This window comes from Bifidobacterium magnum, from assembly GCF_000741255.1.
GTDB lineage: Bacteria > Actinomycetota > Actinomycetes > Actinomycetales > Bifidobacteriaceae > Bifidobacterium > Bifidobacterium magnum.
The window spans coordinates 97,205-113,467 of record NZ_JGZB01000003.1 but is presented as its reverse complement, the minus strand read 5'-3'; the positions used below and the strand labels follow the sequence as shown (position 1 = coordinate 113,467).

Here is a 16,263-nt window from a genome sequence, read left to right as displayed (position 1 = left end):
GGATGATCGGCGGGAAACGCGCGAATGACTAGCCCTTGACGGCGCCCGCAGCCAGGCCGGCCTTCCAGTAGCGTTGCAGGAACAGGAACAGGATGATTACGGGCAGCACGCCAAGCAGCGCGCCCATCATCAGGGCGCCACGGTCGGTGAACGTGGCCAGCGACACCATGCCATACAGGCCCAGTGTCACAGGCTGCAGGTCGGTGCTCGACAGCATCATGAGCGGCAGCAGGAAGTTGTTCCAGGTGGCCACGAACATGAACAGGAAAATCGTGACCATGGCGGGCGCAAGGATGCGCAACACAATCGTAAAGAAGATGCGGGCCTCCCCCGCCCCGTCGATGCGCGCCGCCTCGAGCAGCTCGTCGGGAACGGAACTTTGCGCGTATACGCGGCCGAGGAAAAAGCCGAACGGGGAAACGCAGCACGGGATGATGACGGACAGCATCGTGTTGTCGAGTCCGATCGCATTGAAAATCGAATACTGCGGAATGGTCAGCAATGCCGCCGGCATGAGCATGGACGCCATAATCACGCCGATGATCACGCCTTTGCCACGGAAGCGGAACTTGGCCGTGGCATATCCGGCCATGACGGCCACCACGGTGCCGATTACAGCGGAAACTCCCGAATAGATGAGCGAATTGAGCACCCAGCGCCAGAATTTGCCCTTGGTCCAGCCCAACAGACCCGCATAGTTTTTCGCGATGGCGTCGGGCAATTCGTCAAGTCCCACGGCGAACCATATGCCGTTGCTGTTGGTCAGCTGCGATGGCGATTTGGTGGAGGCGATGATGGCCCAGTAGATCGGGAACGTGAAATAGATCAGGGCGATGACAAGCACGAGGATCGTCAAGGCCTTCACGAATTTGTTGGGGCGCAACGACGGTGGCAGCTCATTGGCCGCCTTGTCGCGCAATTTTTCGGCTTTGCGCAGCGCGCGACGGTCTTGGCGAGACATGGTGTTGGCCTGGCTCATGACTCGTTCACCTTCCTTTCCACAAGCGCGTAGGTGGCCGCGAGCACGCCCGCGATCAACGCCATGACAATGGCTATGGCCGAGGCCGGTCCGTCCCCCTTGGGCGTAAGCGATCCACGTGACGTGTTGAGCGCCATCATCATTGGCGTGAACGAATCGGAGATGCCCGGATCGGCCGTCTGCATGACCTGCGGTTCGTTGAACAGCTGGATTGTGCCGACAATCGAAAGCAGCATGGCCAGCAGCGCCGCCCCGCGCACGTTCGGAAGCTTGATTTTCATGGCGATCTGCCATCCGTTGGCGCCGTCGATGCGCGCCGCCTCATACAGGTCGTGAGGGATGGCCTGCAATGCCGCGAGGAAAATGAGCATGTTGTAGCCCGTGAACGTCCAAGTGGTGATGTTGGCCATGGATCCGATCACGACGTTGTTGGCGAAGAAATCGGGATGCAGCCCGAACAGTTCGCAGAACTTCACAATCGGGGAAATCTGCTGGTTGTACAGAAACACCCAGATGATCGAGGCGACGACTCCCGGAATGGCGTAGGGCAAGAAATACAGCAGCCGGAATCCCGACACGTGCTTGACGATGAACGAATCCATGAGCATGGCCAGAGCGAGCGCCAGGATGATCATAAGCGGCACTTGGATGACCGTGTAGATGAAAACGCGCCCGATGCCCGACCAGAACGCTTTCGACGTGATGACGTATTGGAAGTTCGCGAGTCCCACGAATTTGTTTTCCAGCGTGCCGCCGCCATAGGCGCCGCCGCCCGTGGCCACTTGCTGGAAGAAGCTCTGGTAGATGGCCCAGATGATGGGAACGACGAAAACGATAAGAAAGAGAAGACAGAACGGGACCATGAACGTCCATCCGGTACGTTCTTCGCGTTTGACGGCTTCGGACCGTTTGGCGACGCCACGCCCTTTCATCGCGGCCCGTGTTGGTGTGGTCATGGGAATACAGCCCTTTCCTGCAATTGCTATGAAAAGGCCGGAGGGCTGTGGTTGCCGCTCCGGCCTGATTGGTTAATGGCGCTGGCGGTTATTGCGCGATGGACAGACCGTAGTCCTTGAGCGTGTCGATGGAGGTGGTTTGCGCGGCAGCGAAGATGTCCGCCACGGTGCCCTTGCCGGAGGCCGCCTTGGAGGCCGCTTCGGTCATGGCGGTGGCTACGGCGGAGAATCCCGGAATGTAGGTGAAGTCGCCCATGTTGTCATTGGCCTTCACGAATTCGGCCATGATGTCCTGGCCGCCGTAGTATTCCTTCCAGGAATCCGGCGTTTTCACGTCGGTGTCGCTTGTGGCCACCACGAGACCTTGGCTGATGAGGGCGTCGGTCTGGGTGTTGAACCAGTCGAGGAATTCCATGGCTTCCTTGCCATGTTCGCAGCCCTTGAGCACCGCTACGCCGGAACCGCCGTCGGGACCGGTTTTGCCATCATTGTCGAACCAGTCGCCAACTTGCGCCACGGCCCAGTTGCCCTTGCCCGAGTCGCCGATGGACTGCATGAGCAGCGGGGCTTCCCATGCCGCTCCGATAGTGCCGACAAGTTCTTCCTTCTGCAACGACGCGTCGAAGGACGGGTCCCAGCGCGGATTGGTGGCAACGGCCTTCGAGTCAAGCAGTTCCTGGTAAACCTTGGCTACGGCCTTGGATCCGTCGGTGTCGGTGTCCACTACCCAGGCGTCGTCCTTAACGGTGTACCAGTTGCTCGAAGCGCCGGCCAGACCCGTAAGCATGTTGCCTGCTTCGTCCGCCTGGAACGACATGATGTATTTGCCTGCAGCGGCGGCCTTCTTGGCGGCCGCGATCAGTTCCTCCTGCGTGCCCGGCACTGCAAGGCCGAGCTCGTCAAAAGCCTTCTTGTTGTAGAAATAGACCAGCGGTCCCGTGTCCTGCGGCAGCCCGTAATATTTGCCGCCCACCTGCATGAGGTTGTAGGGGCCTTCCGCGAAGTGGTCCTTGTACTGTTCCGCGTACTGCGTCACGTCCTCGAGCATGCCTTTGGTGTAGACCTCGGGCAGTTCGGCGTAGCCGACTTGCGCCAGATCCGGCGCGTTGCCCGACTTGACGTCCGTTTCCAGCTTCTTGATCATGTCCGACGCGTTGCCGTTGAACTTGGTCGCCGTGACCTGGATATTCGGATGGTCCTTGTTCCACTGGTCGACAATCGAGTCCACCGTGGTCATGCCTTCGTTGTCCGGAAGACGGTGCATGTAAGTGATTTTGACGACTTCGCCCGAGTCCTTGCTTGCGTCCGCATTCGACGACGCCGAGGAATCGCCGGACGACGAGCCGCAGCCCACCAGTCCCATGCCCAAGGCTGCTATGGCAGCCACACCAGCGAACAGTCGCTTCGTATAGGAAACCATGTGCTTTTCTCCTCATTCAATGAGCTGCCACCCCGTTGTGGTAACTCCCTTAAGTGTAGAAATTGTGAAATATATTGTCAACATAGTTTACAATAAAGAGTGTCGCGCGTAATATCAACGATTTTTAGCAATATTAGCCGATCGATTATTGATAATTTTCCTATTTTGTAAATACCAATTACAATTAAATGCGCACGCTTACCAATGGAGGTTCCCATGCGTACGTATTACGTTTCCTCATCCCTTGGCAACGATGCCCATGACGGATTGAGCGAACAGTCGGCCTTCGCTTCGCTGGGCATGGTCAACGCCTTGTCGCTTGGCCCCGGCGACCGCGTCCTGCTGCGGCGTGGAGACACGTTTACGGACCAATATCTCCATCCGCGCGGTTCGGGCGCGCCAGACAGTCCCATAACCATTGGCGCGTACGGCGATGCGGACGCGCCCGCTCCCCATATCGCAGCCAATGGGAGCGGCGTATGGCAGCAGGATTACCGTGCGCCCATCGGCGGCTCCCCGCACCGCAACCGCGGACCGGTATCCACAGCCGTATTGTTGCGGGACATGGCGTACGTGGAGGTGCGCGACCTAGAGATTTCCAACAGGCGCGTCGATGACACCGACGGACTGCGGTTCAACGACTTGGAAGTCATGGACCGCACAGGCGTAGCCGTAATCGCCGAAAATGCGGGAACCATCCGCCATGTTTTGCTCGAGCGGCTCCATGTTCACGACGTGGACGGCAATATTTATATCAAGCACATGGCCAACGGCGGCATTCAAGTTCTTGCGCACATGCCCGAAATTACGGCCGGACCGGACGCAAATCCCGCGATCTCCCGATTCGACGACATTCGCATCACGGGCTGCCGTGTGGAGAGGACCACGCGTTGGGGCATCGCCGTGGGATATACCGCCTGGCTCAACATGATCGACCACGGCGCGCGCGACGAACGGGGCGCGTGGACCAACACCTTCGACTATGGCGACGGCACCATTGCCGACGAAACGCTTGAAACATATGGCGCCACCAACGTGCGCATCGACCACAACATTGTGGAGGACGCTGGAGGCGACGCCATCACCGTCATGTACGCGCTGCGCCCGCTCGTGGACCACAACATATCGCGCCGGGCCGCACGCTTCATCCGCTCCGACATCTATACGGCCACGGCTAACGACCGCGTGGCCGCCGCCATCTGGCCGTGGCGCTGCAAGGACGCGGTATTCGAATACAACGAGGCGTACGACACATTGAATGCGGACCATGGCAACGGCGACGGGCAAGCGTGGGACGCCGACTTCGGGGACGGCACCATTTACCGCCACAATTATTCGTCCGGCAATTCGGGCGGCACCGTGATGTTTTGCGAAGCGATGGCCGTACGTTCCGAATTCGTGGGCAATACGGCCGTCAACGACCACATGGGAGCAATCGACATTCCCAAGAATCCCGACGCGTGGGTGCATGGCAACACGTTCCTGCTCGCCGACGACTGCGAACCGCTGCGGCTCGACCGCGCCACGGGCGCCGCGCTGATTGAGCGCAACAATTTCATCCGGCTATCCGCCGTGAGCCACGGCAAAGAAGAAGAACAACAACAAACAAAACGCGCCACCGTGTGGCATCCCGAAGGATCCGACGTACGATGGCGCGCCAACATATATGTGGGGTTTGAGGGAAGTCCCCCGGAAGACAGGGAAGCGCTCAGCTCATAACGTCCTCACTTGGCCGAGGAAGCCCCGTTCCACGAGTTCCACTCATGGTCCTGGTCTTCCCAGGCCTTGTTGCGCTCTTCGGCGATCTTCAACGCGTTTTCCGCTTCTTCCTTGGTCTTGTACGGGCCGAGGCGGTTCGCCATGGGCGACTTGGGGCCAAGCTCCACCTTGCCCGTAGCCGTGTTGTAGTACCACTCTTCATTGTCTTGGCTCATGGACGTTCCTTTCCTCGTGCCCGGCGCATACGCCGGGCGTTCAACGTGTCTGCACCGATTGTAAGCGCAGGGTCCGCACGGGCCCCGCGCCTCCACGCTATTCGCGGAATGCGTTCGTGACGGGCAGTCGCCTGTCACGGCCGAACGCGAGCGCGCTCACCTTCGGTCCGAGCGGATACTGGCGGCGCTTCCATTCGGCGCGGTCCACCAGACGCATCACGGTATCCACGGTCTGCTCGTCAAAACCGTCGGCCAACAGATCGGCACGTCCATGGGCGTGCTCGATATACGCTTCGAGCACCTTGTCGAGCAGCTCGTATTCGGGCAGCGAGTCCGAGTCCTTCTGGCCCGGGCGCAGTTCGGCGCTTGGCGGCTTGACAATCGAGTTGACGGGGATGATGTCGCCCTCGACCTGCTTGCCGGCCCATCCGTCCTCATTGCCCACAATATGCAGGCCTCCGATGCCCATGCCCTGGCGTGCGGCCTCGTTGCGCCAACGCGACAGCTGCCACACCTTGGTCTTGAAAATGTCCTTGATCGGCGCGTATCCGCCCACGGCGTCGCCGTAAATCGTCGAATAGCCGCAGGCAAGCTCGGACTTGTTGCCCGTGGCGAGCGCCAGCAGCCCGCGGGAGTTGGAGTACGCCATCACGATGACGCCGCGGATGCGGGCCTGCAGGTTTTCGGCGGCCACGGACTGCAGGTCGAGCTGCTGCTGGAACGCCTTGAACAACGGTTCGATCGGCTGCACGTCATAACCGGCGCCAATGTTGTGCGCCAAATCGGCCGCGTCGTCTTTGGAACCGTCCGAGGAGTACATGCTTGGCATGGAAATGCCTTGCACGTGTTCGCCTCCGCACGCGTCGGCGGCCATGGCGGCCACCAGGGCCGAGTCGATGCCGCCCGAAAGGCCCAGGCATACGCCCGTGAAGTGGTTCTTGGCCATATAGTCCTTCAAGCCCAGCACGCAGGCCGTGTAGACTTCCTCGTCGCTGTTCGGCACGGGCGCCACGGTGGACACGTCCTGGTGCGTCTTGTCCGTGTCGATGTCCACGTAGCTCAGGTTTTCCATGAACATGGGGCTGCGTTCGATCAGCGTGCCGTCATAGTCCACGGCGAAGCTGCCGCCGTCGAACACGAGATCGTCCTGGCCGCCCACCTGGTTCACATACAGCAGTGGCGCCTGCAGCTCGTCGGCGCGTTTGCACGCCAGGTCGAAGCGCACATGCGTTTTGCCTTCTTCGTATGGGGAGCCATTCATCGTCATCAGCACGTCGATGTTTTCTTTCACGAGCTTGGCGACGGGACCGCCGTCTTGCCAGATGTCCTCGCAAATGGCCACGCCCACGCGCACGCCGTTGATCTCGAACACCTTGGAGCGCTCGCCCGCGGAGAAAATGCGGAACTCGTCGAATACGCCGTAGTTGGGCAGGAAGTGCTTGTCGTATCCACCCCAGACCACGCCGTCGTGCAGCATGATCATGCGGTTGCGCGGCTTGCCGTTGTCATGGTCCGTACCGATCGTGCCCACGGCCACATACAGGCCGCCCAGGCCATCGCCCGCGAGCTTGAGTGCGAGTTCCTGGGCCTTGTCCCATGCGGCTTTGCGGAAGGTGGCGCGCAGCGCCAGATCCTCGATCGGGTATCCCGTAAGCGTCATTTCCGGGAACACCACCACGTCGGCGTGGTGTTCGCTGGCGCGACGGGAGTATTCCAACACTTTGGCGGCGTTGGTGTCCAAGTCGCCCACGCAAGTGTCAATTTGTGCAAGTGCAAAACGAAGAGTGCTCATGGCACTCCAGTCTAACGCGTCCCGCCGCCGGAAACCGTTTTAGCGGCGCAATAGTCTCTTGGCGATCGCGTTGGCCACGCCCTGCACCACCTGCACGAGCACGATCATGATCACCACGGCCGTCCACGTGACCGCCTGGTCGAACTTCTGGTAACCATAAGCGATCGCAAAATTACCCAGGCCGCCGCCACCGATATAGCCCGCCATCGCGGACATGTCGAGCACGCCCACGAACAGGAACGCGTACGCCAGAATAAGCGGCGCCAACGCTTCCGGAATAAGCACGGTACGGATGATCGTGAACGTGGAGGCGCCCATCGCGCGCGCCGCCTCGATCATGCCGTGGTCCACGGGCACGAGATTCTGTTCCACCAAACGGGAGGTCGCAAACGTGCACATCACGCACATCGGGAAAATCGCGGCCGCCGTGCCGATCGACGTGCCGATTACGGACACGGTCACGGGCTGCATGGCCGCAAGAAAAATGATGAACGGAATCGGACGGATCACGTTCACGAGGAAATCGAGCACGCGGTACACCACACGGTTCTCGAACAGGTTGCCCGGGCGCGTCCCATACAGCACCACACCCAGCACGAGACCCAGCACGCCGCCGATAATCAGCGTGATGAACACCATCTGCAACGTTTGCGCCACCGACTGGAACAAGAGCGGACGCAAAACCGACCAATCGCTACGGCTCGCCAATGTCACCATCATCACCGCTGCTCTCCCCCGTTCGTAGATTCGTCTTCCACCATGTCCACCACGTCGTCGACTTGTTCGAGCGCCATCTCGCCGCGAACATTGTCGCCGCCACGCATATCGCGGGCTGGAGCGTTCTCGTCGCCGCGCCCGTGGAGCGGCGTGGCGATACGTGCGCGGCTGACGGCCGTTGCATACTCGACGGGATCGTCTTTGGAACCGAAATCGACCACATCGCTATTTTTGGCGAGCTCGGCCAGGAATTCGTCAATATGCGCGCGCTCGCCCGTAAATTCGTACGTGATGGCGCCGATGGCGATGCCGCGCACCGTGTCGATGCCGCCGTACAGTAGCTCGCTGTGTACGCCGTAGCGCGCGATGAGCTGGGAAATATTCTGTCCCGAAGCGCTGATCACGGTCTGGCCGGCGCTGTCGGTAATGTCGTGCTGGCGCACCACCACCGTCACCAGACGTCCGGGCCACTGCTCGCGCATCTGCGCCACACGCGCCTCGTCGGGTAGTCCGTTCATGGCCGTCGCTATGAAACGCTTGGTCACGGGATCGCGCGGCGCGGCGAACACGTCATACACGTCGCCCGTTTCCACCACGCTGCCCGAACTCATCACGGCCACACAGTTCGCGATCTGCTGCACCACACTCATCTGGTGCGTGATAAGCACCACGGTCACGCCGAACTTCTGGTTGACGCGCTGCAGCAATTCCAGCACTTCCATGGTGGTTTGCGGATCCAGCGCGCTTGTGGCCTCGTCCGCGAGCAGTATTTTCGGATTCGTGGCCAGGGCGCGTGCGATGCCCACGCGCTGTTTCTGGCCGCCCGACAGTTGCGACGGATACTTGTCGGCATGGTCCAGCAGGCCCACGAATTCGAGCAAGTCGTGCACACGCCGGATCTGGTAGTCCTTGCGCCAATGGTCGAGCTGGAGCGGATAGGCCACGTTCTCGGCCACCGTTTTCGTGGAGAACAGGTTGAACTGTTGGAAAATCATGCCGATTTTCTGGCGCAGCGCACGCAGCTGCTTGCCCGAAAGCTCGGCCAAATCGGTGCCCATCACCGTGACGGAACCCGTGGTGGGCCGCTCAAGCGCGTTGATCATGCGCACCAGCGTCGACTTTCCGGCTCCCGAATAGCCGATGATGCCGAAAATGTCGCCTTCATGAATGTCGAGGCTCACGTCGTTGACGGCGAGGAACGTGCCGCCCGGAGCCGTGGCCGACGGATAGCTTTTGACCACGTGGTCGAAGGAAATAATGGGATCGTTGCTCTGTGTCACTGTCATTCCTCGCTACGAATCTGCCGTTCAATGTCCTGCAGATATTGTTGCAACTGTTTCGTGCTGAATTTGTCCGCGAATACCGCGGTGCCTTGCGAATTTTCCTGCAATTTGTCGAGCACGGGTTTCGTCTGGAAAATCTCCACGCACTTGCGGTACGTTTCATTGTCAATATCGGCCGCACGGACCGCGAAAATATTGATATACGGGTGCGACTCCTCGCTGTCCGCATCGTCGTGGTAGATCGCGGTGGTCGGGTCGATGCCGGCGTCCGCCACGTAATCGTTGTTAATCACACCCGCCGCGACAGTCGGATCGGAGGTCAGCGTGTTGGCGATCTGTTCGGCTTTCATCGGCACCACTTTCACTTTCGAATTGGCCGTGTCGATGTCTTGCGGAATCGTGAAGGCCGTCCAATCGCCCTTAAGCGTCACGAGCCCCGCCGCGCGCAGCACGCCGATCGCGCGCGCCTGGTTCGTTTCGTCATTGGGAATCGCCACGGTCGATCCGGCCGGAATTTGCGACAGGCTCTCGTAGATCGGCTTGCCCTGGTCGTTGCGGGCCGAATACAGTCCCAGCGGATAGATGGCCGTGCCGCCAAGCGGCTGCAGATTGTCGCGGTTGCTCACGTTGTAGTTGGCCAGATACAGCAGGTGCTGGAACTCGTTCATATCGAGACTGCCCGTGGAAAGCGCGGGATTTTCCGACGTGTAATCCTGGAAATCCTTGATTTGCACGTACACGCCCTGTGCCTTGGCCTGCTTGGTGAATTCGACCCATTCGGGATTGGTGGCGCCCACCACGCCGATGACTACGGGATTGTTTTCCGAACCTTTGGGAGCCTCGTCCGTTTTCGTCATCGCATGGTAGCCCAGCAGCGTGGCCGCCAGGACAAACGCCACGACGAGCACGGCGATGACAATATTGCGCGGCGTATGGTTCACGCGCACGGGATGGTCGGGATCGTATCCCGGAATATCAGGAACGGGTGTCGAACTGAATGAGCGCATGCGGTTTCCCTCTACATGTAAGCGTGCTGTTGAAAAGTAGCGTATGCCGCATACCAACATACCGGCGCCAGGCAACCACTATGTGAACTCGTGGTGTCGTGCATGAAAAAACGGGGCCGCAGCGTACTGCGGTCCCGCTTGTTTGACGTATGTGACGAAATATGGACGGATCAGTCCACGATTTCGACGGCTTCGATCATCACCGGTTCCAGCGGACGGTCACCGGCGTCGGTCGGCACGGCCTCAAGCTTGTCCACAACCTTCTTGGAAGCTTCATCGGCGACTTCGCCGAAGATCGTGTGGTGGCCGTTGAGCCACGGCGTGGGAACGGTGGTGATGAAGAACTGGGAGCCGTTCGTGCCGTGCATCTTGCCGTCCATGCCCGGGCGCAGGCCCGCGTTGGCCATGGCCAGCAGGTACGGACGGTCGAAGGTCAGCGACGGGTCGATTTCGTCGTCAAAATCGTAGCCCGGGCCGCCCATGCCGTTGCCCATCGGGCAGCCGCCCTGGATCATGAAGTCCTTGATGATGCGGTGGAACGTCAGGCCGTTGTAGAACGCTTCATGGGACTTCTGGCCCGTGAACGGGTCCGTCCATTCCTTCTTGCCGGAGGCGAGGCCGAGGAAGTTCTCCACCGTGTTCGGAGCCTTGTCGTCGAACAGGTTGATGGTGATGTCACCTTCAGAGGTGTGCATAATAATTGTGCTCATGGAACTCCAGCGTAACATATGGCGCACGTAGCGCCGCTCTGCTGCACCTTCGGCTTATTTTGCCTGCGCGCCGATCAAGCCGAAATGTTCCAACGCGTATGCGATGCCGTGGTCGTCCACACTGCGCGTGACGAAATTGGCATGGCTTTGCACGTCCTGTACGGCGTTGCCCACGGCCACGCCAATGCCTGCCGCCTCGAGCATGGCGATGTCGTTGCCGCCGTCGCCGAACGCGATGGCTTGGGAGGCGTCCCAACCGTGCTCGCTCATCATGCGGCGCAGGCCGTAGCCTTTGCCACCATTGGCGTAGATAAGGTCGGCGAAGCCCGGCGCCCAGCGCACGGCTTCCACATGGGCGCATTGGGCCAACAGGTCCCGCTCCTGTTCTTCGGTGATATACGGGCTGATCTGATAGACCGTGTGCTCACGCGAACGCGTATGCGGATCCCCGAAGAAACGCTCGGGAGCGGTTTTGCCCAGGGAGGCGAACGAGGCTTCAAGCTGTTCGCTTGAATGGTTGAAATACACGAAATCTTCTTCGCAGAAGCTGGCCACCACGTCGGGATGCTCGTCGAGCCAACGCACTATGGCTTGCAAATCCTGCTCGTCGAGCGGCTGCGTCGCCACCACTTCACCGTCGGCGTTCGTGATGTACTGGCCGTTGACGCCCACAATGCCGTCGAACTCTATAGGCAAGGTGTCGAGCACCACGGATATGAACGATGGCGCGCGTCCCGTGCAAATGAACAATTTCACGCCGCGGCGCTTGAGCTCGTGCAACGCGTCAATCGTGGATTGGGGCACCGTATGCGTGGTGAAACTTGTCAGCGTGCCGTCGATGTCGAAAAATGCCGCGCGAATGTCTTGTGCCATGTGCTCCCCTTCATTCTTTGTCCCAAGCCGGGTCTTGCCTACCACATTACGCGCGGTTCGCCATAGCTGTCACTTCTTATGGTGTTGCTTGCGAATCGAACGCATGCGCGGCTCGTCCTCGCCCTTGGCGCCCGTCAAGCGGTACACGTCGAATACGCCGTCGATGCGGCGCACGGCCGTAAGCAGCGAATTCAAATGCTGCGGATCGGCCATCTCGAAGCTGAAGCGGCTCGTGGCCACGCGGTCGGAGCCCGTGGAAATGGATCCTGACAGAATGTTGACGCCATGGTCGGAAAGCACCTTTGTCACGTCGCTAAGCAGATGCGGGCGGTCCAGCGCCTCCACCTGGATCTTGACCATGAACATGCCCTTGGCGCCCGTCCACTCCACGGGGACCACGCGCTCGGGCTGCTCGCGCTTGAGATTGATCATGTTCACGCAGTCGATGCGGTGGACGGACACGCCCTCCGTCTTCGTCACGAAGCCCAGAATGGAATCGCCGGGAACGGGCATGCAGCAGTGCGCGATCTTGATCCACACGTCCGACATGCCTTGCACGGCCACGCCCGAATCGGAAGAGCTGCTGCGCTGGTTGACGCGCAAAGGCAGCATCTCCTGTTCCGCTTCGGACACGACTTCCTCGGTGCCCGCGTCGTCAATCAAATGCGTGATGACGTTTTGCGTGGAAACCTGGCCCTCGCCAATGGCGGCGAGCAACGTATCCACGTTCGGATAGCCGATGTCGTCGGCCACACCGGCCATGCTCTCGGACGTAAGCAGCGTGGCCACAGGCAAGTTGCGCTTGCGCATGGCGCGCGTCAGTTCGTCACGGCCTTCGTCAATGGCCTCGGAACGGCGTTCCTTGCTGAACCATTGGCGGATCTTATTGCGCGCTTTTTGGCTTTTGACAAAGCTCATCCAGTCGCGCGACGGGCCGGCGGACTCGGACTTGCTTGTGAGGATTTCCACGGTGTCGCCGTTTTCCAGCTTCGTGTCGAGCGGCACCAAGCGGCCGTTGACGCGCGCGCCCATGGTGCGGTGGCCCACTTCCGTATGGACGGAATAGGCGAAGTCCACGGGCGTGGCGTCCGCCGGCAGCGAGACGATCTGGCCCTTGGGCGTAAACACGTAGACTTCAGCCGAACCCAGATCCTCCTTGAGGGAACCCAGAAACTCATTGGAATCCGGCGTCTCGCTTGTCCAGTCGGCGAGCTGCTGGATCCACTTGAGCGTATCGGTAATGCTAGGCGCCTCTTTGTCGCCACGCTTGCGATCGTCCTTGTCGGGCGCGCTCAGCTGACGGCCGGCCTGGCCGTTGGCCTTGTACTTCCAATGCGCGGCAATGCCGAACTCCGCACGACGGTGCATGTCCCACGTGCGGATCTGGATTTCCACGAGCTTGCCGCCCGGGCCCACCACCGTGGTGTGCAAGCTCTGGTACATGTTGAGCTTGGGCATGGCGATATAGTCCTTGAACCTGCCCGGCACGGGACTCCACCGCGCATGTACCACGCCAAGCGCCGCGTAACAGTCCTGAATCGAATCCACAATGATGCGCACGCCCACCAGATCGTAGATATCGGAAAAATCGTGCCCGCGCACGATCATCTTCTGGTAGATCGAGAAATAGTCTTTCGGACGTCCCGTGACGGTGGCCTCGATCTGCTGGTCGCGCAGATCCTCGCCGATCTCGTTGAGGATCTGGCGCAAATAGACCTTGCGCTTGCCGGCCTTGCGCGACACCAACACCACAATCTCGTTGTAGATCTTGGGATGCAGAACCTTGAAGCTCAACTCTTCGAGCTCGGTTTTGATGGCGTTCATGCCCAGGCGGTTGGCCAGCGGCGCGTACACGTCCAGCGTTTCGCGCGCCTTGCGCTGGGCGCTCGCGGGTTTGACATAGCGCCATGTGCGCGCGTTGTGCAGACGGTCGGCCAGCTTGACGACAAGCACACGCACGTCGCGGCTCATCGCCACCACCATTTTGCGGATCGTTTCAGCGGGAGCCGCATCGCCATATTCCATCTTGGACAGCTTCGTCACGCCGTCCACGAGGCCCGTGACCGTGTCGCCAAACTCGGCCCTGCATTCCTCAAGCGTATAGTCGGTGTCCTCCACGGTGTCGTGGAGCAGACCCGCCGCCACCACAATGGGTCCCATGCCCAGGTCGGCGAGGATCTGCGCCACGGCCAACGGATGGATAATGTACGGCTCGCCGGACTTGCGGCGCTGGGAAGCGTGCTGGCGCACCGCGCGGTCATAGGCCCGGTGCAGGATCTCCATATCCATGTCCGGATGGTGCGCGCGGCACATGTTGAGAATGGGAAGCAACGGATCGAACACGTCCGTACTGATCTCGCAGCCGAGCATGTTGGCGCCCTGCTTCACCTCTTCGCCTTCACTCATTCCTCAACCTTCCTGCCGCGGATCCGCGTTACCCGTATTGTAAGCCCCTCGCCTACTTCACTCCCGTTGAGCCGAATCCCCTCGTGGACCGGTCGGATCCGGGAAGCGTGTCGGCCGGTATGAACACCGCCTCGACATACCGCTGGATCACAAGCTGCGCAATACGCTCGCCCGCATGGAACACGACAGTGTGTTCCGGATCCAGATTGATAAGCGGGACTTTGATTTCTCCCCTGTATCCCGCGTCAATCGTGCCCGGCGCATTGAGCACAGTCACCCCGCGCTTGACGGCCAACCCCGAGCGCGGATGGACAAACCCCACATATCCCGCCGGCAACGCGATCGCCACTCCCGTGGGAACCAGCGCGCGTTCGAACGGACGCAATGTCACGTCGCATGTGGTGACCAGATCGGCGCCCGCGTCTCCCGCATGCATATACTGCAACGTCTGTTGAGACGAACCGTCCACGGATTGGACAAGTACTTCAATTTGCTCCGGTTCGCAATACGCCTCGTCAAACGCCATTAAGCAGCACACTCCTGACACACCGGCTGGCCATCCTCGTTCATGTAGGCGAGCTGGCTGCGGTGCTTGACCAGGAAGCATTCGGCGCAAATGAACTCGTCACCCTGCATGGGCACTACGGTCACCGACGCGTCTTCATTGCTCAGGTCGGCGCCCGGCAGCTCGTAATCCTCGGCGATGGCGTTCTCGTCATCGTCCATGTCCGTGGCGGTGCTGTGGGAGCTCTTGCTCAAGGCCTGCAGCGACTCCTCATCCTCATCGTTGGTATTGCGAGGGGAATCATAATCCTGTGCCATGGTAATCCCTTTCGTTAATAAAGTATGTGCACTGTAATACCACAAAACGCCCCTATATGGAGACGTTTACCCCGCATAGGATACACGATTTATAACATACGTAAAGTTCGACACGTCAGTGCGCGTGTAATATGGCTCTATACTTACCAAGAAAAACGGAGCATGCATGAGTGGAGAACCTGAATCAGTAGCTCAGTTTAACGGTGTCACGCCGTCCGGCCAGCTGGTGTTTACCGCGGGAGGCCGCGAATTCCTCGTGGAAGTGGATGAGACGCTGAACAAGGCCGTGGCTACTGCGAATCGCATTTTGTCGAACCAGACGGACAACGGCCACGCCCCCATCCATCAGCCGTCGCTGCCCATTCCGCAGATCCAGTCGCTGATCCGCGCGGGCGCCGACCCTGAGCGCGTCGCCAAACGTTTCGGTGTGAGTGTGGAACAGGTCCACCGTTTTTCCGCGTCCGTCCAGACGGAAAAGAACTTCGCCGTGCAACAGTTCCTGCGTGTCAAGGCGCCCAAGGAGAGCGGAGCGCATACGCTTTCCGAATTGATGGAGCGTTCCCTTACCGCATTGCAGGTGCGTCCCGACAGCGTCCAGTGGAGCGCGACGCGCCGCGGCCACGAGCCTTGGCGCATTACGGCCACGTTCCGCTACCAGAATCGCGTAGTGATCGCATGCTGGGCATGGAATATGAACGACAACGCCGTAGTGTGCGAAAACGATCCCGCATGCCGCCTGTTGTGCGAGACTCCCGACAACGGCGCCGACCAGGCCTCCAGCTACCTGTCGTTGCCTGAATCAATGGCCGAAATGGTCGCGGCTCCCGCTACTTCCCCGTTGCCGCCCCAGCAGCAGTACACTCATCCGTCAGCCGCACCGTATGGCGAGCCCGGTACCGTGACGACCACGGTCTCCCAAGAACATGTCGCGATGACGTCGATGGAAGTCGCCGTATCCGAGTCTGTGCCGGAAGAGACGGCCGAAGCTGACGAAGTGTCCCAGCCGGCAGCATCCGCCGAACCAAGTGAGCCCGTCGCCGCGCCGGAAACCACGGTCAACCCGGAACCGGAGCAGGAAGCGCAAACGCAGCCGCCGGAAGAAGAGCCGGCCGCGGCAGAACCGTCGCCGCTTGCGGACAAGCCGGCGCTGAGCCAAACCGTCGAGCCCTATCAGCCCAAACGCGTGCAGTCGACGCAGTCTTCCCAGCCTGTACAGCCGATGGCCAGCCCCACCGCGGACCTCACCGCAACCGAAGAGACTCCCATGGTGCACGCCACTCACACGGATTCCGCTTCGAAGACGTCACGCCGCTCGAACCGCAACCCCATGCCGAGCTGGGACGAAATCCTGTTCGGCAAGTAAA

Annotated in this window: 15 protein-coding genes; 2 read left to right on the top strand and 13 right to left on the bottom strand. The window is 60.3% G+C overall.

What is annotated here, in order from left to right; all coding sequences use genetic code 11:
• Positions 1-28 precede the first annotated feature (28 nt).
• From BMAGN_RS02475 to BMAGN_RS02465, 3 genes are all read right to left on the bottom strand, one after another.
• On the bottom strand, positions 29-979 hold the full coding sequence (locus BMAGN_RS02475; RefSeq protein WP_022859136.1) for a carbohydrate ABC transporter permease: 951 nt from the start codon (positions 977-979) through the stop codon (positions 29-31).
• Positions 976-1,935: a carbohydrate ABC transporter permease gene (locus BMAGN_RS02470; RefSeq protein ID WP_026501848.1), complete on the bottom strand. Its 960-nt coding sequence runs from the start codon at positions 1,933-1,935 to the stop codon at positions 976-978. Before BMAGN_RS02470 ends, BMAGN_RS02475 begins: the two co-directional genes overlap by 4 nt.
• An 88-nt stretch (positions 1,936-2,023) precedes the next feature.
• Positions 2,024-3,355 (bottom strand): ABC transporter substrate-binding protein, encoded by a 1,332-nt coding sequence (locus BMAGN_RS02465; RefSeq protein WP_022859134.1) that lies wholly within the window; start codon positions 3,353-3,355, stop codon positions 2,024-2,026.
• Between the two features lie 216 nt (positions 3,356-3,571).
• Between BMAGN_RS02465 and BMAGN_RS02460 the strand changes: the two genes are divergently transcribed.
• Positions 3,572-5,074 carry a right-handed parallel beta-helix repeat-containing protein gene (locus BMAGN_RS02460; protein ID WP_051126581.1) on the top strand — a complete coding sequence of 501 codons (1,503 nt, stop codon included), beginning with the start codon at positions 3,572-3,574 and terminating at the stop codon, positions 5,072-5,074.
• 5 nt (positions 5,075-5,079) lie between these two features.
• Here BMAGN_RS02460 and BMAGN_RS02455 read toward each other — a convergent pair whose 3' ends face one another.
• The 10 genes from BMAGN_RS02455 to BMAGN_RS02410 all read right to left on the bottom strand — a co-directional run bounded on the left by BMAGN_RS02455 (position 5,080) and on the right by BMAGN_RS02410 (position 14,899).
• Positions 5,080-5,289 carry a hypothetical protein gene (locus BMAGN_RS02455; protein ID WP_022859132.1) on the bottom strand — a complete coding sequence of 70 codons (210 nt, stop codon included), beginning with the start codon at positions 5,287-5,289 and terminating at the stop codon, positions 5,080-5,082.
• A 97-nt stretch (positions 5,290-5,386) separates the two neighbouring features.
• A complete protein-coding gene (locus BMAGN_RS02450; protein WP_022859131.1) occupies positions 5,387-7,081 on the bottom strand; it encodes an NAD+ synthase in 1,695 nt (564 codons plus the stop codon).
• A 39-nt stretch (positions 7,082-7,120) separates the two neighbouring features.
• The gene (locus tag BMAGN_RS02445) at positions 7,121-7,798 is read right to left on the bottom strand and encodes a methionine ABC transporter permease (RefSeq protein ID WP_026501847.1); all 678 of its coding nucleotides are present in this window, start codon (positions 7,796-7,798) and stop codon (positions 7,121-7,123) included.
• 2 nt (positions 7,799-7,800) lie between these two features.
• Positions 7,801-9,078, bottom strand: coding sequence for a methionine ABC transporter ATP-binding protein (locus BMAGN_RS02440; RefSeq protein WP_081640815.1), 1,278 nt, complete (start codon positions 9,076-9,078; stop codon positions 7,801-7,803).
• Positions 9,079-9,080: 2 nt separating this feature from the next.
• Positions 9,081-10,088 carry a MetQ/NlpA family ABC transporter substrate-binding protein gene (locus tag BMAGN_RS02435; RefSeq protein ID WP_022859128.1) on the bottom strand — a complete coding sequence of 336 codons (1,008 nt, stop codon included), beginning with the start codon at positions 10,086-10,088 and terminating at the stop codon, positions 9,081-9,083.
• A gap of 170 nt (positions 10,089-10,258) precedes the next feature.
• A complete protein-coding gene (locus BMAGN_RS02430; protein WP_022859127.1) occupies positions 10,259-10,798 on the bottom strand; it encodes a peptidylprolyl isomerase in 540 nt (179 codons plus the stop codon).
• Positions 10,799-10,852: 54 nt separating this feature from the next.
• Positions 10,853-11,671, bottom strand: a complete 819-nt coding sequence (locus BMAGN_RS02425; RefSeq protein ID WP_022859126.1) for a Cof-type HAD-IIB family hydrolase — start codon at positions 11,669-11,671, stop codon at positions 10,853-10,855.
• Between the two features lie 69 nt (positions 11,672-11,740).
• A complete protein-coding gene (locus BMAGN_RS02420) occupies positions 11,741-14,077 on the bottom strand; it encodes a RelA/SpoT family protein (protein WP_022859125.1) in 2,337 nt (778 codons plus the stop codon).
• Positions 14,078-14,129: 52 nt separating this feature from the next.
• Complete coding sequence (gene dut, locus BMAGN_RS02415; RefSeq protein WP_022859124.1) at positions 14,130-14,603, bottom strand: dUTP diphosphatase; 474 nt, start codon at positions 14,601-14,603, stop codon at positions 14,130-14,132.
• Positions 14,603-14,899 carry a DUF4193 domain-containing protein gene (locus BMAGN_RS02410; RefSeq protein ID WP_022859123.1) on the bottom strand — a complete coding sequence of 99 codons (297 nt, stop codon included), beginning with the start codon at positions 14,897-14,899 and terminating at the stop codon, positions 14,603-14,605. The genes dut and BMAGN_RS02410 overlap by 1 nt, the downstream gene beginning before the upstream one ends.
• Before the next feature lie 166 nt (positions 14,900-15,065).
• On the opposite strand from BMAGN_RS02410, the gene sepH reads away from it, so the two are divergent.
• Entirely contained in the window at positions 15,066-16,262 is a 1,197-nt protein-coding gene (sepH, locus tag BMAGN_RS07825; protein ID WP_022859122.1) for a septation protein SepH, read from the top strand.
• Position 16,263 lies beyond the last annotated feature (1 nt).